At 36.4% G+C, this 22,893-nt stretch carries 21 protein-coding genes; 9 read left to right on the top strand and 12 right to left on the bottom strand.

The genetic code is table 11. From position 1 onward, the window contains the following. Nucleotides 1-3: 3 nt before the first annotated feature. Nucleotides 4-447: a DUF2118 domain-containing protein gene (locus G7051_RS13500; protein ID WP_166116148.1), complete on the top strand. Its 444-nt coding sequence runs from the start codon at nucleotides 4-6 to the stop codon at nucleotides 445-447. An 87-nt stretch (nucleotides 448-534) separates the two neighbouring features. Here G7051_RS13500 and G7051_RS13495 read toward each other — a convergent pair whose 3' ends face one another. From G7051_RS13495 to G7051_RS13480, 4 genes are all read right to left on the bottom strand, one after another. Continuing rightward, nucleotides 535-1,347, bottom strand: a complete 813-nt coding sequence (locus tag G7051_RS13495) for a hypothetical protein (protein ID WP_166201071.1) — start codon at nucleotides 1,345-1,347, stop codon at nucleotides 535-537. Between the two features lie 14 nt (nucleotides 1,348-1,361). Further along, nucleotides 1,362-2,228 carry a hypothetical protein gene (locus G7051_RS13490; RefSeq protein ID WP_166201069.1) on the bottom strand — a complete coding sequence of 289 codons (867 nt, stop codon included), beginning with the start codon at nucleotides 2,226-2,228 and terminating at the stop codon, nucleotides 1,362-1,364. A 36-nt stretch (nucleotides 2,229-2,264) separates the two neighbouring features. Further along, nucleotides 2,265-3,068 carry a hypothetical protein gene (locus G7051_RS13485; RefSeq protein ID WP_166201067.1) on the bottom strand — a complete coding sequence of 268 codons (804 nt, stop codon included), beginning with the start codon at nucleotides 3,066-3,068 and terminating at the stop codon, nucleotides 2,265-2,267. Between the two features lie 596 nt (nucleotides 3,069-3,664). Continuing rightward, complete coding sequence (locus G7051_RS13480; protein ID WP_166201066.1) at nucleotides 3,665-4,021, bottom strand: helix-turn-helix domain-containing protein; 357 nt, start codon at nucleotides 4,019-4,021, stop codon at nucleotides 3,665-3,667. A 316-nt stretch (nucleotides 4,022-4,337) separates the two neighbouring features. Between G7051_RS13480 and G7051_RS13475 the strand changes: the two genes are divergently transcribed. Beyond that, on the top strand, nucleotides 4,338-6,608 hold the full coding sequence (locus G7051_RS13475) for an excinuclease ABC subunit UvrA (RefSeq protein WP_166201064.1): 2,271 nt from the start codon (nucleotides 4,338-4,340) through the stop codon (nucleotides 6,606-6,608). 123 nt (nucleotides 6,609-6,731) lie between these two features. Further along, on the top strand, nucleotides 6,732-7,298 hold the full coding sequence (locus tag G7051_RS13470; RefSeq protein WP_166116133.1) for a flavin reductase family protein: 567 nt from the start codon (nucleotides 6,732-6,734) through the stop codon (nucleotides 7,296-7,298). A 91-nt stretch (nucleotides 7,299-7,389) separates the two neighbouring features. Here the strand turns inward: G7051_RS13470 and G7051_RS13465 are convergent, their stop codons facing one another. The 8 genes from G7051_RS13465 to G7051_RS13430 all read right to left on the bottom strand — a co-directional run bounded on the left by G7051_RS13465 (nucleotide 7,390) and on the right by G7051_RS13430 (nucleotide 16,869). Further along, nucleotides 7,390-9,159, bottom strand: a complete 1,770-nt coding sequence (locus tag G7051_RS13465; protein ID WP_166201062.1) for a hypothetical protein — start codon at nucleotides 9,157-9,159, stop codon at nucleotides 7,390-7,392. An 841-nt stretch (nucleotides 9,160-10,000) separates the two neighbouring features. Beyond that, nucleotides 10,001-10,474 carry an AraC family transcriptional regulator gene (locus G7051_RS13460; protein ID WP_166201060.1) on the bottom strand — a complete coding sequence of 158 codons (474 nt, stop codon included), beginning with the start codon at nucleotides 10,472-10,474 and terminating at the stop codon, nucleotides 10,001-10,003. Between the two features lie 709 nt (nucleotides 10,475-11,183). After that, nucleotides 11,184-12,620 carry a DUF5723 family protein gene (locus tag G7051_RS13455; RefSeq protein WP_166201058.1) on the bottom strand — a complete coding sequence of 479 codons (1,437 nt, stop codon included), beginning with the start codon at nucleotides 12,618-12,620 and terminating at the stop codon, nucleotides 11,184-11,186. Nucleotides 12,621-12,640: 20 nt separating this feature from the next. After that, nucleotides 12,641-13,240 (bottom strand): hypothetical protein, encoded by a 600-nt coding sequence (locus tag G7051_RS13450; protein ID WP_166201056.1) that lies wholly within the window; start codon nucleotides 13,238-13,240, stop codon nucleotides 12,641-12,643. Nucleotides 13,241-13,323: 83 nt separating this feature from the next. After that, a complete protein-coding gene (locus G7051_RS13445) occupies nucleotides 13,324-13,929 on the bottom strand; it encodes an aminotransferase class IV (protein ID WP_166201054.1) in 606 nt (201 codons plus the stop codon). Then, complete coding sequence (locus G7051_RS13440; protein ID WP_166201052.1) at nucleotides 13,926-14,906, bottom strand: aminodeoxychorismate synthase component I; 981 nt, start codon at nucleotides 14,904-14,906, stop codon at nucleotides 13,926-13,928. Before G7051_RS13440 ends, G7051_RS13445 begins: the two co-directional genes overlap by 4 nt. Nucleotides 14,907-14,985: 79 nt before the next feature. Then, nucleotides 14,986-15,456 carry a PepSY-like domain-containing protein gene (locus G7051_RS13435; protein WP_166116119.1) on the bottom strand — a complete coding sequence of 157 codons (471 nt, stop codon included), beginning with the start codon at nucleotides 15,454-15,456 and terminating at the stop codon, nucleotides 14,986-14,988. Between the two features lie 168 nt (nucleotides 15,457-15,624). Continuing rightward, on the bottom strand, nucleotides 15,625-16,869 hold the full coding sequence (locus G7051_RS13430; RefSeq protein WP_166201050.1) for an ABC transporter permease: 1,245 nt from the start codon (nucleotides 16,867-16,869) through the stop codon (nucleotides 15,625-15,627). Nucleotides 16,870-17,165: 296 nt separating this feature from the next. Here G7051_RS13430 and G7051_RS13425 point away from each other — a divergent pair, with 296 nt between their 5' ends. The 6 genes from G7051_RS13425 (at nucleotide 17,166) to G7051_RS13400 (ending at nucleotide 22,381) form a co-directional block, all read left to right on the top strand. Continuing rightward, nucleotides 17,166-17,606, top strand: a complete 441-nt coding sequence (locus tag G7051_RS13425) for a hypothetical protein (protein WP_166201048.1) — start codon at nucleotides 17,166-17,168, stop codon at nucleotides 17,604-17,606. Nucleotides 17,607-17,865: 259 nt separating this feature from the next. Next, on the top strand, nucleotides 17,866-18,870 hold the full coding sequence (porQ, locus tag G7051_RS13420) for a type IX secretion system protein PorQ (protein WP_166116112.1): 1,005 nt from the start codon (nucleotides 17,866-17,868) through the stop codon (nucleotides 18,868-18,870). A 90-nt stretch (nucleotides 18,871-18,960) separates the two neighbouring features. Next, nucleotides 18,961-19,653 carry a (d)CMP kinase gene (cmk, locus tag G7051_RS13415; RefSeq protein WP_166201046.1) on the top strand — a complete coding sequence of 231 codons (693 nt, stop codon included), beginning with the start codon at nucleotides 18,961-18,963 and terminating at the stop codon, nucleotides 19,651-19,653. Then, nucleotides 19,650-20,531: a 4-hydroxy-3-methylbut-2-enyl diphosphate reductase gene (locus tag G7051_RS13410; RefSeq protein WP_166116108.1), complete on the top strand. Its 882-nt coding sequence runs from the start codon at nucleotides 19,650-19,652 to the stop codon at nucleotides 20,529-20,531. Before cmk ends, G7051_RS13410 begins: the two co-directional genes overlap by 4 nt. A 116-nt stretch (nucleotides 20,532-20,647) precedes the next feature. Continuing rightward, nucleotides 20,648-21,628 (top strand): 6-phosphofructokinase, encoded by a 981-nt coding sequence (gene pfkA, locus G7051_RS13405; protein ID WP_166116106.1) that lies wholly within the window; start codon nucleotides 20,648-20,650, stop codon nucleotides 21,626-21,628. Between the two features lie 165 nt (nucleotides 21,629-21,793). Beyond that, nucleotides 21,794-22,381 (top strand): outer membrane beta-barrel protein, encoded by a 588-nt coding sequence (locus G7051_RS13400; RefSeq protein ID WP_166201044.1) that lies wholly within the window; start codon nucleotides 21,794-21,796, stop codon nucleotides 22,379-22,381. The last annotated feature ends 512 nt before the right edge of the window (nucleotides 22,382-22,893 follow it).

Below are 22,893 nucleotides of genomic sequence, written 5' to 3'. Positions count from 1 at the left end.
ATCATGAAACAATTCATATATAGAATTAACGGTCAAGACTATATAGTTGCCGTAAATAAATTAGAAAACTCTATTGCCCAAGTTGCAGTAAACGGAAGCAATTATGAGGTAGAATTAGTAAGTAATGAGGAAGAAGTAACTCTTGTTTCTCGTCCGGTAGCAAAAACAACTGCTGCTCCTGCTGCTCAAAAAACAGCTACAGTATCAGCACCAAGTGCACCTGCCAAAAGCGGTGCAGGAGCTGTAAAATCTCCACTACCAGGTATTGTTGTTGCAATCAATGTAAATGTTGGTGACGAAGTAAAAAAAGGTCAAACTGTTGCCGTTCTTGAAGCTATGAAAATGGAAAATGCCATTAATGCACCTCAAGCCGGTAAAGTAACTTCTATAAGTGTAAACCCCGGAGACTCTGTTCTCGAAGGTGTTACTATCCTTACAATAGAATAATATACGATCAACGTATTATTAGATAAGCCCCGGCTATGAGAATTCATAGCTGGGGCTTCACTTTATGATATAGACCATAATAATATATTACATCTCCGATATAGTCAGAGTATTGTACGATCCATCTGTGGTTGTCTTTACTTCGACATTCATACCATTCCAGATTGTAAAATAACAATTGTCACCCGTCTGAAGATATAAAAATGCTTTATTTACAAATGTCATATTCACAGACGCTCCCAAGAAGTTATTAGGAGCTGCAAACGCGCTCTTTACTTGTGAAGCCGTAACACTGGTAACCATCAAGTTTAACTCGATACGCAATACACCCGATGTGGTTACAATATTTTCGACCATACCTGTGCATGAGACCGAATATATACCTGCCCGCGGAGCAGTGAATACTCCCGTAGAAGCATCAAAACTGTTTGTTACATCTACAGCTTCAGTCCAGTTTTTCCATATAACACTTTTAGACGCAGGCACCCCTATTTGTACTGTATTCTTAGCTATCACATATGCTTTGGGAGGCAAAGCTGTTAACTTTATCCAGACATCCCCATCCGAATATTCTATTCCGTTGTTATACCTTATAGCTCCAGCCCTGGCGGCAGCAGCTGTCATTGTGGTTGTACCTAATCCCAATTCTCCATTAGAAAGGGCTCCCCTTAAGTCTACTCTAACCGCTGGATTGGCTTTTGCTATACCTAAATTCCCGTTATCGAGTAAGCGGATCAACTCGACGTTAGCAGAGTTACGAGCTAAAATTGCAGGTACTGTAGTTAACTCAGACTTCACTTCCAGAGTAGCAATTGGCGATTCGGTATTTATCCCGATCTGAGCAGGGATATAAAAGGGTAAAAGAAGAAGTATATATAGAATAATAATTTTTCTGTTCATATTAGTATAATACTTTATTGTATAACGATGGATATATTATTGAAGTACATATCTGAAGCGGCACTGACTGGCCCTGAATCCCCATAGATACGGAGATGCTTATCTGTTCCTGTATTGTGAAATACCTGAGGATATAGAGTATCGCCGGCATCTAAAAAAACTGTCCCGCTACAAATAATAGATGCCATAAAACCGCCCGGTAGGGGAAAAGAGTTGGTACATTTAATAGTTTCTCCGTTACTGGCTATCCATTGTCCTTCGATGTAGCTTCCTGCTCCGACTGAAGTAATAGCCATGTGTACACTGAATGTAGCTGTATATAATCCTGTTTTAGGTGCAGTAAATACTCCGGTCGATGCATTAAATGTTCCGGTAGGATCATATACTGTATTCCAGTTTCCAAGTTGAGTCGTAGTATTGTCCGGACATACCATCAGGTTATAGGAATTATCAGCAATCACACAATCTCTGACCATATCGGCCTCTAATATCAACCATTGTGAACCATCAGAATAGTGCAACTCCTTTGTATCAGAAACATACTTTATTGCTCCGGCTCGAGCTGTTGATGCTGCCAAATTGGTATTACCTATACCTATAATATTATTCCCGGCTAAATCGGCTCTCAAATCAAGGCGTACAGCAGGGCTTATTGTTCCCAACCCCATATAACCATTGTTGAGCAATGTCAGAAGATTGATATTATTTGAGTTGTTTATCCTTATATTTTCAGTCAAACCATTATCTCCTTGTGAGAGTATATCAAGCGTAGCTGTTGGATTATTGGTATTTATTCCTACGCTCTGTGCATACACCATTACTATTGGCAGAGATAATAAAAAAGTTATAACCACCAGATATCTAAACATTTTATTTTTCATACATAAACTATATTTTAATATCATACTCTCAGAACCTTAGTTTTCTAAAATACTTAAATTACAATAACCTGCCTTAAGATATTTAAGTGATCCCATATTATGAGAAATAACAGATCGCAATGTTTGTCCAGCTAACAGTTGAAAGCTTCCCGAACATAGCACTGAAGTTTGAAAGGTAGCTGCATCATAATAAGTCGATTGACATTTAACTGTAGCTACAGGCGATACTAGTTCCATTTGCATATAACTGTTAGTACCAACCGCTCCATTGTCGAATGTGGCAATTACCGAGATGGTGTACGTACCCGTCCGAGGAGCTGTAAATATTCCGGTCGCAGCATTAAATGTTCCGAGCAGATCTTCCTTCTTACGCCAGTTCATAACCGTTGTAGAAGCATTATCCGGAAAAGACTGGCTGGTATTGATAATATCGGCAACCACATATGTACGTATCAGGTAAGCACTAAGCTTATTCCATACAGTTCCATCAGACAGATACAAAGCCTGAGACCCTGTATCATATTTTAAGGATCCGGCTCCAGCTGCTGCTGCCGTTTGATTACTATTACCGATGCCGATAATGGCATTATTGGCCCCATTTCGCAAATCGAGCCGAATATCAGGGTTCGTCACTCCCAATCCCAGGTAACCATGATCACGCAGCGAAAGTATCTCCGTATTAGATGTATTTCTGACCGAAAGAGCCTGTGTTGCACTGGTACTACCCTCGGAGATAATTTCTAGTGCTGCCTTGGGATTTTGAGTATTTATTCCTACTTGAGCCTGCAACAGACTAAAGAAAAGAATACCAATTAACAATAAAAAAGTTATCTTCCTCATTATCTTCAAATTAATTTATATAGTTAGTTGTTTTAGTCAAATAAAAAAGCAGCAGCATGTAGTCGCTACACACTACTGCCTGACATAGTTGTGGCACAGATAAACAGATTATTCGTATCGATTTTGAACGACAACAAAAAAACAAATCGGTAACACGAAGATGTTTATCGAAACAACTATTAGTATATCTATTGGGGAAATACTCTAAAATGAAAAACAATATGTCATTAGAACACAATAACAAAAAAAGACAGAGTAATCTGCCTAAAATATTTTTATTAATAATGTATCTGCTAGTTAGCTCTCTCTCTCTCTCTCTCTCTCTCTCTCTCTCTCTCTCTCTCTCTCTCTCTCTCTCTCTCTCTCTCTCTAATATTTCAACGCACATAGACAAACCTAAATAGTTAAAATTTAGCTTATTATCAGCAGATATGTTTGTTAATTTTGTTATCATTATTAGAGTAAATAATTATTTTACAAGGACAAAGATATAAAATACTTTTAATATCGCTACTCAGCCAATAGAATTTTAATTAATAAAAGAAAGTATGAAGGATAATCTAAAAACACTGCTTAGAAATCTTTTAAGTAATGCTTTATTCTGAATCTTCTATTACATTTATAAAAGCACTTTTATGTTTATCACCCCATCTTTCCAATTGTTCAAGAATAGGAATCAAATCTTTCCCGGCAGCAGTCAAATAATATTCAACCCGAAGAGGTAACACAGGATATACCGTTTTACCGACTACACCTTGCAACTCCAACTCCTTCAATTGCTTAGTTAACACTCGTCGGGGAGCAATGGCAATACTATGATATAATTCGCTTGGTCTGGCTACCCCTTTATTTATTTCGAGAATAAGCCATATCTTCCAACTTCCTGAAATAATGTCAACGGGAATACGAATAGAACAATCAGAATAATCCATCGGATTCTTTCTTTTATACATAACTTTCAATTTCGGTTTTAATCAAAGTTAAGTATTTATTTGTCAGCAAGAAACTCTACAACAGCAATACTTTACTAAATTAGTGATAAGACGTTCTATAGTATTTTACAATTACGAAAGCTGGTTTTTCAAACCGATAGATACCGATAAATGGATAAGAAAACCTTACTTATATTCGTATAATAATGGCTAAAAAAGCTAATCTCTTCAAATCCAAATAGCGATTAATTTATCACCCCATGACTTATTAATCCCTTATTGTCAACAAGATAAAAGAGATGTACTTTTGCTTGAATAGGATAGAAAAAAAACAGTTATGGACAATCAAAATATTATCATAAGAGGAGCTAGAGAAAACAACCTGAAAAACATTTCAGTATGTATTCCGAAAAAGAAAATCACTGTGTTTACAGGAGTTTCGGGTTCGGGTAAATCGTCTCTCGTCTTCGATACAATTGCTGCTGAATCGCAACGCTTGCTCAACGAAACCTATAATAGCTTTATCAGACATAGGCTGCAACAATATAGTAAACCCGATGTAGACAGCATGGATAATTTATCTGTATCAATTGTTGTAGACCAGAAGCGTATCGAAGGTAATGCACGATCAACAGTAGGCACCGTTACGGATATTTATTCATTGCTCAGATTGATATATTCAAGAGTTGGTAAACCATTTGTAGGCTATTCAAATACGTTTTCATTCAATAATCCACAGGGAATGTGTCCCCATTGCGAAGGGTTGGGAAACGTCAACACTCTTGACTTTGATAAACTTATCGATAAAAACAAGTCTCTTAATGAGGGAGCAATCAATTTCCCGACATTTGAAGTCAATGGCTGGAGGTGGACACGCTACGCTTATTCCGGACTATTTGATAATGATAAGAAAGTTAAAGACTATACAACACAAGAGTGGTATAACCTTATTTATGCTGATAATATTAAATTGACTAATCCCGATCCCCGATTTCCGAAAACTTCACCTTATGAAGGATTATTGCCGAGATTTGAACGGACTTTCTTCAAAAAAGACTCAAAAGAAATCACGGGAAAGAATTCAACCAGATTCAAAGAAGTCGTCATGAAGAATACGTGTCCACAATGTAAAGGAGCTCGTTTAAACCCGACTGTATTAAGCTGTAAAATCAATCAGAAAAATATAGCAGATTGCTGCGATTTACAAATTGACGAGTTGATTGAATTCATCGAAGGTATTGATCAAGTAATCGTACGTCCGGTCTTAGATTCTATCATTGCACATTTAGAGAGTTTAAGATCAATCGGTTTGGAATACCTCAGCCTCAATAGAGAAACATCAACATTATCGGGAGGAGAATCTCAACGGGTAAAACTCATCCGTCATTTAGGCAGTAGCCTTACCGATCTCTGCTATATTTTTGATGAGCCAAGCATAGGACTTCATCCCAGTGATGTGCATAGGTTGAATAAATTATTGATTGAACTTCGGGATAAAGGAAATACTGTACTGATTGTAGAGCACGACCCTGATGTAATTGCGATAGCCGATCATATTGTGGATATGGGAATAGGTGCAGGGAGAAACGGAGGTAAAATTGTGTACGAAGGTGATTTATCCGGATTGATATCCTCCAATACCTTAACCGGAAAATATTTATCTCAGAAAGCATCCCTTAAAGAGACTTACAGAGTCGCCACCGATTTTCTTTCGTTGCATAATATTACGCTGCATAATTTAAAAGATGTATCAGTCCGAATCCCCAAGGAGGTAATGACCGTGATAGCGGGTGTTGCCGGCTCCGGTAAAAGTTCGCTGATTAAGGCATTACAAAAAAACTATCCTCAGATTGTAATGATAGATCAAGGTGCCATAAGAGGATCTAAAAGATCTAGCACCGCCACTTATACGGGAATTATGGACGAAATACGAAAATTGTTTGCCAAAGCAAATAACGTAGCATCTTCTCTATTCAGCACCAACTCTGAAGGAGCTTGCCCTGCATGCAAGGGATTGGGCATTATATCAACCGATCTGGCTTTTATGGATACAGTCGAGATTCGTTGCGATGCCTGCAACGGCAGCGGATACAAACCTGATATTTCGCAATATAAACTGCAAGGAAAAAGTATTGAAGAGGTAATGTCAATGACTATATCGGAGGCTAAAATATTCTTTTCGAAAAATGACATACAGCACATACTTGAAAATCTGGACAATGTCGGCTTGGGTTATTTAACTATCGGACAAGCATTAAATACTCTTTCGGGAGGAGAAAGACAACGTCTCAAACTGGCAATAGAATTAGGAAAACGGGGACATATTTATATTTTTGACGAACCAACCACGGGTTTACACGGCTCCGATATTTCGAAACTGTCAAAGCTATTCAATCAATTAATTGACAGCACCCATAACACGGTTATTATCATCGAACACAATCTGGATATTATCAGTCAAGCAGACTGGATAATAGAGATGGGACCGCAAGCAGGAAAGAATGGGGGTAAAGTAATATTCGAAGGTTATCCAATAGAAATTATAGAGAAAAAAAAGTCTCTAACGGGTAAATATTTAAGCACATACATAAAAAAAACGAACCCATAAATCTGTTATTTAAAGGTATATCGGTAAAACGAATATCAATAAAAAAAATACTACAACCCTGTTGGAAGAAGCAAGACGAATGAAATTCGTATATTTGCACTCAATTGATTTAAACCTTCCGTAATGACAAAACAAGACTGGAAACCGGGAACAATGGTCTACCCCCTACCCGCTGTAATGGTGAGTTGCGGCAGTACTCCCGATGAATACAATATCATAACCATAAGCTGGACAGGAACTATATGCACTAATCCTGCCATGTGTTATATTTCGGTACGCCCCGAAAGACATTCGTATGACATCATAAAGCGTAATATGGAATTTGTCATTAATATCACAACTGAGGATCTGGCATATGCCACCGATTGGTGCGGAGTTAAATCAGGCAAGAATGTGGATAAATTTAAGGAAATGAAACTTACAGCCGGAAAAGCTTCTATAGTAAAGGCTCCTATCATCGAAGAATCGCCACTTTCGATTGAATGCAAGGTAAAAGAGATTGTTCCTTTAGGCTCTCATCACATGTTTATTGCTGATGTGGTAAATGTAAAAGCTGATGAAAGATATATTGATCCTCAAACCGGTAGATTCGAGCTGGATAAGTCAGGAATTATAGCTTATTCGCATGGCTTTTACTACGCTTTAGCCGAAAAGATAGGTCGCTTCGGATGGTCTGTAAAAAAGAAATGAAAATTTAGGATCAACAATAAAAAGGCATTCAATATTTTATTGAATGCCCTTTTATTATATAAAATATCCTGTATCGCTATACACCAAAGACTTAATGAGCATTAATCCCACTCACTGCTGCTTTTTTAATAGCCCATGCCACAGCATTTAATTCCAAATATGAATTATATACAAATGTAGGGAAACTTGTCCAGCGATTATTAAATTTAGACATAGGAAGTCCCGCTGCGGTAAACTGTGTCGGAGCTGTACCATCTGTAGTTCCATAATAACCAAACCCGGGATAAGTACCATACACAGAATCACCAAAATAAACAAAGTTTTTTGAGTCATTATACCACACAACTGAATAATCAGGGTTTAAACTTGAGTTATGATTAGGATTATTAGCAGAAGCCACTTGCACAGAGTTAGGGGGTAAACTAGTGCAGATAACAGTTCCGGCATTATCTTCTTGCCAATATCGGCCGGAAGTATTTCCGAAAGGACCATTGATTATCGGGTCGTTAGGTAAGTTATTAATTGGATAGCTATCTCTGTTTGCAGAGGTTAGAGTACCTATATTTACAGCAGTTGCCGCACTACTTCCAAAGATACCAGTAAGAAGATAATTGGTTACCGTAGCTTGATCATCTGCCGGTGCATATATTAATACACCTCCATTATTAACGTAGTCCGCTAAAACCGTAGCCAAAGCAGTAGTAGCATTTGCTCCGTATGCAAAATATAAAATAATATCGGGTTTTGCCGAACCGTTAGTAAGCTGGGTATAGGCAGCCGAAGCAGAAGTTACCTGCCATAATCTGCTCCATCCCATAGTCTTAACTATTCCCGCAACTCCAAACGAAGCTCCGTTATTAATAGCAAGCTGTCTGGCAGCTCCAACCCAAGAATACTCACCGCTTCCTATAACTCCATAGGACATCACCGGAAGAATAACAGGTATCGTAGCCGTACAAGTATTGTTACCCTCAGGTGTATTTGCATTAATAATTATAGGGAAGTCTATATTTACTGTAGGAATGCCTGTACCTACCAAGGTAACTGGCTGTATACCCGGAGTAAAATTTCCACTCGCACTAAAGACTATACCATTCGTTAACGGCGTGGTTATAGAATATGACCCCGCTTGTGAAACATTCACATTTAGTGTAATGGTATTGGCTGCAGTAAGGCCTACACCTTTTGCATAATTTCCATTAACCACAATACTTGAACAGTTTAGCGAATATATGGCGATGGCCGATAAAACATTTACTTTTACTTGGTTGGCACAATTAGCATCTTCTCCATTTTTTAAAATACTTACCACGTCTTCACCAATATTAAGAGGAGTCCCTTGACCTTGCACATAAACGGTAAAAACACCAGCTGTGAGAAAAGTGCCCGATGTAGAAAAGTAATAGCCATTGGTAGTTGTACCTGCAATACTGTATTCGCCCGGTTTGGTAACCGTAACAATAATCTTCAAGGCATTGGACGAATTTAGCTCTTTCTTCTCAACATAAGTTCCCTGTACTTCTATTGCCGAACAATCGAAATCGAAGACAGCTTTTCCCAGTTTTCCGCATACGCTCCTCCACTCTCCTTCGATTTTAGAATAATAATTAAAGCAGTCTTCCGTTATGTTATAAACAACCAAACTATTCGCAACCGACGCATCCGAAACGTCAATAAGGTCTCTCTGCTCTTCCGTCATACGCGGTATCATAACCCCTTTAGGTACAACAACACCTTCTTTTGCTAAATTCTGAACATCCAGTTCAGTCAAAACATTTGGATTCTCGGTATTTATACCAACTTGAGAATAAAGAGTATTCGCAAGTATCAAAAATATGAAAAATAATAAGATCTTCTTCATTGTCATTTTTAATTTAAAAAAGTAAAGTCTAATATATTAGTTAATGTATCTGCTTAAATAAAGGCAGCAGAATATAATCACTACAGACTGCTGCCGGAAATAGTTGAGCCAGATATAAGCCCTGGATCGTGAAACAACTAAACGACAACAGTTCAAGAATGGAATTACACGATAGGTCTTACCTTCACAACTAGTATAATATGAATTAATAGAGGTAAATTTTGTTTTCTGACTGATCATGTATATAAAATAATTTTCAATAATAATAACAATACTGCAAATACTTTTGTTTATGAGTATTATCGATGTATATTATCACCAAAAGACCTTTAATTGAAATAAATAGTCTTGATCGTTTTACTTTGATGTCGTTATCCTTTTCTTCCCCAAAAGTAGTATCAAAGGAATTTACATTCCAAAATTAAATGTAACGCATAAGTGATATCGCTTCAAAAAAAAGGAAACCAGAACTAAAGGAAAAGTCACATAAACAATTAATAATAAGGCAATAAAATAAGTAAAATACAGTATATCACTTATAAATTTACGTTTTTACCTATACTTTTACTTTATAATAAAAAACGATTAAAGTATGCCTCATATATAGAATAACTATAGAGTATCAGATCAAATTAAAGCCATATATACAGAAAACTGACCCTGAAAACTTCATATAAAGAATTTATTATTGAGTAAAAAGGTTAAGGTTTCCTACTTTATCTATCTCTTAGAAATACTATAGATACATTAAAACAAAAAAAGTGATCGGATAAAAATCCAACCACTTCTATATCGTATATATTGTAAAGCCACTCTACAAAAAGAACAGTATTAACACTTGCTAATCCAATACTGCTTTTTCATCCTTATGGCGATCCAGCTCCAGTTTTTTAATGTACTCAGATGGAGTAACACCCGATATTTGTTTGAATACCTTATTAAATGTTGATTGATGCCTGAATCCTGAAGATGTATAAATATATCGCATTGTATATTTATTCTGATAATCATTATTCAGCATCTCTTTTACCATATCTATCCTATAAGAATTGATAAAAATATTAAAGTTGACATCCTTATTTAGTTTTATAGCTTTCGAAATATAAGTTATATTACTATCTATTGCCTCTGATAATTGTGATATTGTAAAATCAGGATCACAGTAAGGTTTTTTCTCATGCAGATACGTAGTAATGTTATCATATAATTTATTCAACTTTTCTATATCCTGCTCAGTATGACTATTTTCAACAATAACAGTATCAGCTCCTAATGAGTTTGACTTTCTGATCTTAACCTGATTTATAATATTCATACAATATAAAAAATAAAAGAACAAGGCCAGAAAACATATAATAGTAAGAATATTTATGGTAGAAATCTGTTTATTGGTTACAGATATAACTAGTAGGTCAGGAAAAAAAAGTGATACCAGAAAAACCGAACATATCAATACAAAAATATAAATATTCCAAAACATAACTACTCTGACTGAATAGAATATCATAGAGGCGGTAGGAATTAAGAAAAACCACAAAAATGTTGTTATTTGCCCAAGTTGCCAAAATAAAAGTACCATGGGATATATTATAACCGAAATAGAAAATAAATATACCTTCACCAAAGGTCTGAATACATTATAACTTAGCATCAGAGGCACAAAAAAACAAAAACAATGAAAAAAAAGACCTACGGCCATTATATATTTAAAAGGACGTATGGATTCAGACCAATAGTAACCTGAAAATAGTATAAAAATAGTAATAATGGCATAAAAATATCCAATGGATATTTTTTTTCGGATTCTATCTAATTCAATTAAATCAGTATTCACTGCTCTATTCAGTATTTATATTTGTTGTCGTTTTTAAGAATATAAGAGACAAAACCATCTCCGGCAATAAAATTACAAAAACAAATTGATGTAATTGGATTGAAGGTCGGATAAATAGTAAAAAATGACACATTGCCTATAATAGTCGATTTGCTATATACAACCCATAAAATACAATTGAAGAATATCTTTACCTTCTTTTTCCTCCAAATGGCACAGATAATCCTATCTGAAAATTCAGAGCATTGCTCGATGTTGGCAGAAATTGAGGTGAAATTTTAAAAATAGTATAATCACTTGCCAGAAAAAAGTTTAACCCTCTGGCTGGAGCAATGTGAACTGCCAGGCCAAATGTATTGAATGCACTGTATGCAGCAGAATAACTAAAACTGGTGGCAAGCCACGATTTAGGCATGTAGTTTGCCGAAAAAGTAAACTCATTAGTGGTAATATATTTACCGAATTTGGTAGAATACAGAAATCCTGCTGTCATTTTGTCTTTCCACACTTCATATTCCAGTCCTACATTCATATTGGCACGTAACGAGGTCGTATAACCTCCGGGAGAGGCATCTTCATGTAAATTGATTGCCTGTCTGATATCGTCAACAGCATTATTAAATATATCGTTAATAGATGTATTTCCACCTATTATCGTATAATTATGTGGAGATACGGTTACTTCTGTTTCCTGAGAGCTCAACTGTACAACATTGCTCTTAGTCCACGATATAAAACCAATATCGTTTAAAGCATATGAGACTTTTAGTTTTTGCAGAAAACCAACAGGAACATCTTTCAAGTCATATACACCACCTACATCAAGTCCCATTCCATAGCCGGGAATATTGAAACTTCCATAATGAAAACCGTCAAAATTTCGTCTTTCAGGATTATAATCACTATCTGAATAATAGGCATATATACCGGGGCCTGCACCTTTTAATTTAACACGAGACTTTGCTGTCCAGAACTCGTTTCCCGCCGTTATGCTTAAACTTTTAGCATCCAAATCAATATATGAAAGTCCTAAAAGTAATTTAGCTCTGGCTCCTACTGTAAGGCTATTGTTAAGAAATACACGCGAATGAGTCGCACTGATCTCAATAAAAGCATTTTGATCAAGACTTAGATCTGAAAGATCATGTGTTACAGTTTCATTTTCTTTAAATCCAACTTTCAATAGTTCGAATACTGATTTCGGAACATTGGCATCGCCATCTGTCCTTACCCCCAAATCAAAGCTCCAATACGAATCGCCTCTGAAAAACCCTGCCGAAAATATACTAAGTCCTATATTTGCTGTTACATAATTGTTATCAGAAATATTCTCCATCACTTTTTCTACCGGAATCTGGGCATGCATAAATGTAACCCTCTCCCCATCCAACGGAAAGGTCAAATTGTTAAGATTAAAAGTATTGGTCCGTGCATCTAAATAAATATTAGACATAAAGGGAATACCTATATAAGACTGGTCGGGTCTCAAAGCGGCATTAAGACTGGTACGGGCATAAGACGTCTTCATAAAATAAGAAGTACGCGACGATTGTGCTGTACCATCTAACGATAGCAAACAACATACCATAGCTATAATAAGCCCCGAAGAAATAGAATTTAGTTTCATTTTGTTTCTTTGATCTGTTATTAAAGCTCAAGCTGCATACCTCCGGCAAAAAGAACTGCCTGCCTCAAATAAATATAATCTTGTCTAGTAAAATTAATAGCACCTACTTTTATTCCGAATATAAAATGTAAATCACGCGCATTTTTCATATACTTCATATACTCAGGTCCTATTCGTATCTCAAAATTCTGATTCTTAGCCGATACTAATTTCTGTGGGGGTATCTTCACAAATTCGTTTCTGGTACGATCCCTATTGATTACATTCAGAATAACCTCTATCTCCAATCCTGACTCCATGGGCATTACCATTGCATCTACTTTTGCAGAAATAACTACTCCTGTTGATCCTTCATAAAAGAATCTAGAAATCGTAGAAGTATTAAATAACCCCCTGATTGTATCACTCAAAGCAATTCTGGCTCCAAGCACAATTTCGGGAGGTACAGAGGGCAAGAAATTTACATGAATCGTATCAAACCCTCCCAATGGAACCGGAGGAATATTGAGTTCGACCTCCGTATTTAAATTATCTGAATCATACTCCTTTTCTATACAGGATTGCATAGATAAAATCAGAAAAACAATTCCGATTAGCATATAACAAACTGAGGATCTCATACCTATGCGTTTTATTTCTGTGAATAAGTTAAATGTGTCACGATGCAAAAATACATATTTCAATTTATTAACAAACCTTAGAGCTATAATGTTCTCAAAGCTGACACCGAAACACAAATTGCATCTTCGAGATCTATCATTGCGTTAATCAGGTAAATCTTAGAGAAAAGTCGTATATCATCCTGATTAATAACCAATTCATTAATGATGCCATTTTGCAAAAGATACTGACGCTTTATTCCTCCCAAAAGATAACTTTTGGGGGTATATAATCCGTTGGCATTTTCAAACACAACATTTGCATAAGACGTATCGGTGACCAGTCCATTTTTCACAATAAGAATGTCATCACCATCTTCTCTTCGGGAGTAAAGTGAGTTCAAAAAACTTCTGTCAACCGCTTTATATGTATAATCAATATCATTATCCTCCACTAATGTAAGACTTGATAAATGCCGAAAAACATAGGGCTCAAATTCAACAGAGATTATTTGAGATGAATAAGTTACTCTACACTTTACAATTCCGATGTGTAATGCCTCGGGAATCATGCTTTGTGACAATTCTAAAGAGGGTGCAACTCCGAAAAAATGAATTGCGGTTCTTTTGAGACGGGCAATATGTAAAGGTAGATTGTAAAAAACTCCATCTTTTACCTTTATGGTTTCTATAAATAAGGGTTGATTCATATAAATGGAAAATATATTTTGTTCAATACCTCCTGATACTCGTCCTCACACTTACTGTAAGCAGTAATTCCACCTCCGCTTCTAAAGTACATCCGGTCACCTTCTTGTTCTATAAAGCGAATCAATACTGCCGAATCGAAATCGGTGCCGTCATAATAGCCGAAAATACCAGTATAGTACCCCCTATCCTCCCTTTCTGCCGAACGTATCAGATCCACGGTAGCCGCTTTGGGTGCACCCGAAATAGAGCCGGCAGGCAACAGTTTAAAGATAATATCACCGAGACGCGAATGATAATCGTCATTCAAATCGCCTGTAATTTCGGAACTGACCTGCAATATCTCCCTATCTCGGCTTTTTATATGGTCTATATATCTGAACCTTTCCACCCGAACATTATCGGCAACCATACTCAGATCGTTACGAATCAGATCAACAATTGTATTATGTTCGGCAGTTTCCTTAAAATCATTGAGAATTAGTTGCTCCGCATTTTCAATGCCGGCATCTATAGTGCCCTTCATCGGATTAGACGATATCGTTCCGTTAGTTATCCTCACAAATCGTTCGGGTGAAAAACAAACGAAACGACCGGGCAAACAGAGTTGATAAGGAGACTTACTTCTCTTGAAAATATCAAGTAATGAAATGTTCGTCTCTATAGGAGTTTTTATAGTTAGATTAGTCAAAAACGAATCGCCACGCCTTAACCCTTTATGCACCACATTAAATTTATTCTCGTACTCAATATAAGAAATGGGATTCGAACCAAGATATGCTTCAGCCTTTTCAGACTCATATGATGGCTTATTTCCTGCCTCTTTTATTTGAAATAATATGTCGGTTTGCAAGAGAGGATTCGGCACAAAAAAGCCTTCCGACATTTCATAGTTAATGCCAAATAAGAAAGGTTCATGAACAGAACCCGACTTATTCATTTCCAATCGAATATCATCTATATTCCGATAAAACACCATTCTATATAATTTAAAATAAAAAAGAAACTGCTTGCTATAATAACAACAAACAGTTTCCAATATCTTTATGGGTGATTTTTTATTTTTTACTTAAAAAATTACCGTTCGAATCGAAAATTAAATCAATATCGTTATTTAAATCGACCTCATATCCACCGGAAACCAGTCTATCTATTTCAATAACTATAGAAGTTGCATAATTATCCGATAAGTACTTTTGAGTTACATTAGGTAACAATTTTACCACCGATTGAGGCAAGGCATTAGTAGCATGTTCTACACTCACCCAGTCTCCTGCTTTTTTGAAATCAATTTCATAACCACCGTTCAGATAAACCATGTAATAAGTACCATCTGTTTCGGCTACATAGCGTTCTTTGGCCAGACTTACTGTTGTACCCGGAAAGTGGGTTGATACAAACGCTTTACTTGCTGTTGGTAAAGATTCATAATCTACAATAAAATCTTCAGAATCGTCATCTTCAGTACACGCATTAAATGTAAAAAGCGCAATTACCAACAATAAACTAATCTTCAATAATTTTTTCATAAGAAATATTTTTGTGTAAGTAAAAGGAAATATTCAATGATACATCTTTGTTGGTAGGGGCAGACCTATGTGTCTGTCCGAAATAGATGAACACACAGGTTCATTCCTACAGCCAAAGCAATAAATAATTATGCGAACTTATTTGTGTTCAAATGTAATAATTTATTTTTATTCAAATTTAATCGATTTTGCAGGGGATATTCTGGCTATAAGATAAGAGGGTCCTATCATCATTGCCAACGAAATAACCAATGCTCCTATATTTATCAAAATAATATACAATGGGTTCAAGTCAACCGGCATCTCTGACACATAATACGTTGCCGGATCGAGTTTGATTATACCAAACAATTTTTGCAATATACAAATTCCTAAAGCTATAATATTACCCCAAAGCATTCCCTTTAGAATAAGAAACGATGATATGTAAAGAAATACCTTTTGTATTCTGAAATTGCGAGCACCTAATGCCTTTAGTATACCAATCATATTGGTACGTTCAAGAATAATAATCAGCAAGCCCGATATCATGGTAAAGCCCGATACGGCTAACATCAATATAATTATCACCCATACATTCATGTCGAGCAGACTGAGCCAACTGAAAATCATCGGGTTCATTTCTTCAATCGAACGGGTATACAAGGCTTGCCCGTCCCCATCGTGTGAACCTGCCATTTGATAAAACAAATCGTTTTTCACTTCAGCCAAGCGATTATAATCTTTGACTGTCAACTCGATACCGCTCACCTGATTTTTAGTCCAGCCATTTAATCGCTGAACCATATTAATGTCGGTTACAATAAAAAGTTTATCATAATCCTCAAAGTTGGTGCTATAAATACCTGTAATTACAAATTTTCGGGCTTTAATCGGATCTTGTATAAAATAAGTGATAAAACTATCTCCCAGCTTCAAGTCCAATCTATTGGCAATATATTTCGAGATGATCGTCTGATTTACGGTTGAGGTATCCGATTTGTGAAGGATGTCTCCCTCTATCATATTTTGTTTGAAAAAAGTCCAGTCGTAGTCGGCTCCTACCCCTTTTAAAACTACGCCCTGAAATTCGGTATCTGTTTTTACAATACCCGGTATAGTAGCAAAAACCTCTATATGTTTTAGCTCCGGATTATTCTCCAATTCTACGGCAAGACTGTCTGTCATACTAATTGGACTAACCTCGTACGACATATTATTGCCAAAATTGGTTATCTGAATATGTGAACCAAAGCCAATAACCTTGTCGCGTATTTCTTTTTTAAAACCCACCACAATACAAACCGACAGCACCATAGCAGCCAGTCCGAGTGCAATTCCCGCAACTGCTATTTTTATAGCCGGAGACGATACTTTTTGTTTTATACCTCCTCCGAAATATATTTTTCGGGCTATAAATAATTCTAAGTTCAAAATATATTATTGAATAAATTTGTACTGAAACAAAGGTATAAAATTATCTCTTAAGGTTTCAGAGCTTTTAAATATTTTGCCAAGTAACTTCACCGAACCATATATTGCTTTGGCTAGTGAAAAGCTATAGACAGTTATCTTTTATCTACTTTAGTAAGACCATTATAAAATTCTTTCAAAAAAGAAAACAGTAAATATGGAATTAATAGTCATTTTTTCATCTATATTTAAAATTGCTAACAATAAAATTATTTATACTCAACATGTACACAACCAATAATATTTATAAATTAAGAATGCTAACTGCAATTATACTCTTTTTCGGTATCACTTGTTATGGTTTTTCGCAGGAGGCTGTTACATTTGACACCAATCTGCTTAGAAGCACATTGTTAGAAAAACTGCCTACTGAAAACCGAAATGCCGACAATCAGGAAGATATCGAAGATCTATATGACGATCTACAAATCGCTGAAATATATACAGTAAATGATCTGACAAATCTGATTGACACGTATCTGAAAGAAGTTTTAATTATAGAAAAAGAAATATGTACCCAGATGCTAGAAAGTGAGGATGCAGAGTTAACAGCTTCTGTTTCGACAGGCACATATTCGGCAACCTTTGAAGATGCAGAGCTAATCAAAGAAGGTATTTATTTTACTACGGTCGGACTCATTCGTACGATGATCGATTTAAGTCATCAGACAGAAGACGATACGGATCAGGAATATTAAGTAGATAAAAAATAGATAGAAAGCAGGACATTAAAAAAAGATGAATCCTGCTTTTTTCGTTTATCCCCAAAAAGGAAAAAATTCATTAACATAAAAAGGAGCTACATATTCAAAAGAATAAAATTATCTTTGCAAAAGGTCAACGACCTCTTTTATTAAACAATATAAAAAATATTGCTTTATTTTACAATTATAACTGCATCGGGTTATATCCGTTACCAAAGCAATCAAAAGGTCTTGTACCTTAACTGAATAGTGCATGAACATAATAAGAGCTTGCATTGCGAGTATTATTTGTACAATAACCTTTTTTCAGGCTTCCGCTCAGGAAGGTGAAAAGGTATTTCGATTTCTGGAACTGCCTTCCTCGGTTCGTGCCAATGCATTGGGAGGAAACAATGTTTCGGTTATCGAGAACGATATTTCTCTCGTATTCCTCAATCCGGCCGCTCTAGGACGTGAGATGAATATGAATGCCAATGTCAACTTTCTGTCTTATATAGCCGACATTAAAGTAGGTAGTGCTATTTTCGGGAAATCGATTCGCGACAATAATTCGTTTGCCGTAGGTGTAAATTATATTGACTACGGTGACTTCAAAAAAACCACCTCTGAGAATGAAATTATCGGAAATTTCTCAGCTAAAGACATTGCTGTAAACGGAATGTACAGCCACGTGCTTACCAACAGATTAAGAGGTGGTGTTACTGCCAAATTTATAACATCTTCGTACGAAGATTACTCGTCTGTTGCCATCGGATTTGATGTAGGATTGAGTTATTACAATGAAGATCAAGAATTTTCGGCAGGATTGGTACTAAAAAATATGGGAAGCCAAATATCATCCTACAACGATAAGCGAGTGGGCTTACCTTGGGATATACAATTGGGGGTGAGCAAAAGATTACGGAGTGCTCCTATACGCTTTTCTGTTACGGCAGTGTATCTCACTCAATGGAATTTTGCCAACATAAATGAGGCAAATGGCATAGACACGAGTGACGATGGGTTTCTCAAAACCGCATTCAAACATACTATATTAGGTGTAGATATTATTCCTTCCGAAAACTTTTGGATAGGTGTCGGTTTTAATCCTAAAGTTCATTACGATATGGCTTTGCAGGATGGTAATAAATTCGGCGGATTTAATGCGGGAGCAGGAGTCCGAATTCAAAAGTTCAATATAGGTTTTTCACTTGCCCAGTACCACCCATCGGCTACTACATATCACTTTAGCGTAGGTTTCGATATCTCTAAATTTTAAGGTCTCAGACCATTTAATATAAAAGGCTGGTGGCTCAGATATCAAATCAACGAACATTTTAAAGACACTATTGTTGTAAATATAGCATATATGAAAATGATTACAATTGCAATTGACGGGTTTTCGTCATGTGGAAAGAGTACAATGGCTAAGGATTTAGCCAAACAAATTGGATACATATACATCGACAGCGGAGCCATGTACAGAGCTATTACGCTGTACTGTATTCAGAATAATCTGTTTGACGGTGATCAGTTAAATGTCGAAAAGTTAAGTCAGCAAATCAGTAATATACATATAAGCTTCAAATTAAATGAGCAAACAGGACTTCCCGAAACATACCTCAATGGTGCAAATGTAGAGAAGGAGATCCGTACAATGGAAGTTTCCAACAAAGTTAGTTATGTGAGTGCAGTAGGCTTTGTACGCAGAGCGATGGTACTGCAACAACAGGAAATGGGAAAAGCGAAGGGTATAGTAATGGATGGCAGGGATATAGGTACAGTTGTATTTCCTGAAGCCGAACTTAAATTTTTCGTTACAGCAAGTCCCGACATCAGGGCACAACGCCGTTTGGACGAGCTGCATGCCAAAGGAGATACTAAAACAACGTTTAATGACGTTTTAGATAATATAAAACAAAGAGATTACATTGATCAGCACCGCGACGAAAGTCCTTTGACGCAAGCCGAAGATGCTTTGGTGCTCGACAATTCAACACTAACCAAGGAGCAACAAATGAAATGGCTCCTTGATAAATTCAATCATATCACATCACAATGAAGAATACAATAGAAATAGATTCAAAATCGGGCTTTTGCTTTGGTGTAGTCAATGCCATAAAAAAAGCGGAAGAAGAGTTGGACAAAGGCGGTACATTGTACTGTCTGGGCGATATTGTACATAACAATCTGGAAGTAGAGCGCCTCGAAAAGTTAGGTTTAAAAACCATTAACCACGAACAGTTTGCCGAATTAAAAAATGCAAGAGTACTGCTTCGTGCACATGGCGAACCACCCAGTACTTACGAGATAGCAAAAAAGAACAATATCGAAATTATTGATGCCTCATGTCCTGTAGTGCTTCGTTTGCAAAGACGAATAAAGGATAAGCACAATAACGAAATAGATAACGATACACAAATTGTTATTTATGGAGAAAAAGGACATGCCGAGGTAAATGGACTAATGGGACAAACCGACGCTCGAGCCATCGTCATCGAGAAAAAGGAAGAACTGGACAAATTAGATTTTTCAAGAAATATTTGCTTATTCTCTCAAACCACTAAACCGCTTGACGGATTCAGAGAAGTTATCGACATTATCGAATCAAGAATGCAAAACGGTGCTCAGTTCGAGTATGTAGACACCATTTGCAGGCAGGTTTCGAACCGAATACCCAACATCAAAGAGTTTGCAACCAAGCACGATATCATACTTTTTGTAGCCGGACAAAAAAGTTCTAACGGAAAAGTGCTTTTTTCTGAGTGTAAAAAATACAATCCAAATTCTTATTTCGTATCTTCGCCTGACGAAATTGATCCGGCGATTATCAAGAAAGGACTTTCCATTGGGGTATGCGGAGCCACTTCGACCCCTAAATGGCAAATGGAAGAAGTTGAAAAGAAAATCGACGAAATTTCATCACATTTAGCTGAATAACTAAGGTTGCAGACCGGTTTATTACTTTAGCAGGTACAGGTTCTGGTGACAGTTATTACTAAATAATATTGAATGAAATGATTACTATTATTTAAAATGATATAGTCTTAAGAATTATGGCAAATATTAAATGTATTGGTGTTTTGACCTCGGGAGGCGATGCCCCTGGAATGAATGCAGCAATCCGTGCTGTCACTCGTGCTGCTATATACAATAACATCGAAGTTAAGGGGATAATGAGAGGCTACAGAGGTCTTATATTTGATGAGATCGTCTCTTTTAAAACCAACAGTGTTAGTAATATAATCCAGCAAGGCGGTACCATCCTAAAAACGGCTCGTTGTAAAGAATTCATGACACCCGAAGGACGTCAGATAGCGTATGAAGCAATGCAACGCGAAGGGATAGATGCTTTGGTAGTTATCGGAGGAGACGGATCTTTAACAGGTGCACGTATTTTAGCTCAGGAGCACAATATTCCTATCGTAGGCTTACCCGGTACAATAGACAATGACCTCAACGGAACCGATACAACCATCGGTTATGATACTGCACTGAATACAATAATGGATGCTGTTGATAAAATCAGAGACACAGCCAGCTCACACGAACGTCTGTTCTTCATCGAGGTGATGGGACGCGAGTGCGGTTACTTAGCTCTCAACGGGGCTATTGCAACAGGAGCAGAAGCAGCTATCATTCCCGAAAGAATGTTTGAAACCGATCAGCTGGGAGAATTAATCTCCAACGGATTCAGAAAGAGTAAAAACAGTAGTCTTGTTCTTGTTACCGAAGGTGATATCACAGGAGGAGCCATTGCCATGTCTGAGCGTGTAAAAAAAGAATATCCTCAATATGATGTACGTGTAACTATCTTAGGACACGTTCAACGAGGAGGTTCTCCAACAGCAAATGACCGTATACTTGCCAGCCGTATGGGAGCAGCAGCTATCGATGCTTTACTTGACGATCAGCGTAATGTTATGATCGGAATGCAAAACGATCAGATAGTATATGTTCCATTCTCTAAAGCAATCAAAAAGAATAAACCGATAAATGAAAATTTGGTGAATACTTTAAAAATACTATCTATTTAAGACATCTGCTTAATAGATTTTTAGAATATTACGGAAAAGGGGGTCATTGAAGAATGCCTCCCTTTTTGTATCTGAATAGTTAAGAAAGAAAAACATTTAAGAGATTTTCACACTCCAATCGTTCTATTTTGATTATTTTTGTAACTTTCGAAATTAAACAAAGGCATGAAAAAGACCATTATTATTATTCTGCTATCCGTTTTAACATACGCAAGTGCTAATTCTCAATCTTATCTGGGAGTAAGAGGTAGTTTCAACATATCATCTTTAAGTACAGGAAGTGCAAAAAGCAGACCCGGATTTAGTGTAGGAGCTATGTATAGTACCCATCTATCCGATTATTGGTATTTTCAACCTGCCATCTTATACAATCTCTCAGGCAGTAAATCGGTAAGTAAATTCAAGCCTGCTTATTCAGGATACACTTATAATCTGGAAGTTCCACTTATTCTATCGCGTCGTTTTGGAGACGATGATATCAGTTTCGGACTCGATTTCGGTCCTTTTATGAAGTATGGTCTACATGGCGGATATTGGGTAGATGACCTTACAACAGGAGAAAGAACCAGACCAAATATATTTGATCATCAAAAAAGATTTGACATTGGCCCACAAGTCGGGTTCAGTGTTATTGTTTACAGTTTATATATTGGTTACTCTTTTCAATATGGGATGATCAAAGCTTGGGATGACAGAAGAGGTAACTATTACAATTCATGCATGACCTTTGGATATTTATTTCAGGTACGATAGAAAAAACGAAATACTACATACAAATTCATTGTATTAAGAATAACTTTATTATATTTGCCCCTGTAAAATAACTCTTTACACTAAAAATGACAATCGAATTAACAAACATAACTAACATCAACAGCTTAAATTTTAACTATTTAAGCTTGGTTATCTGCGTTGAAATATTAGAGAGAGAGAGAGAGAGAGAGAGAGAGAGAGAGAGAGAGAGAGAGAGTTAACTAGCAAACACGTTAGTAATAAAAATATTTTAGACGGAATTTTCCGTCTTTTTTTATTTGTGCGTACCAAAGACGCATTCATCTTCATTTTCATATATTTCCCCAATAAATATAATTCAAGCTGTGCATACAAGGGCGTTTGTTCGGACAATTTGTTTTTTTGTTGTCGTTCAGAATCCGAACAAATAAATCAATCCCCTAAGGCACAACTATGCCCGGCAGTAGTGTGTAGCGATTACATGCTGCTGCTTTCTTTGATTTTAAGACAAGAACTAACTATATCAATTACCT

It is taken from the genome of Dysgonomonas sp. HDW5B (assembly GCF_011299335.1).
Lineage (GTDB): Bacteria > Bacteroidota > Bacteroidia > Bacteroidales > Dysgonomonadaceae > Dysgonomonas_A.
The sequence above is the reverse complement of the archived record's forward strand: the minus strand, read 5'-3'. Positions and strand labels throughout refer to the sequence as shown.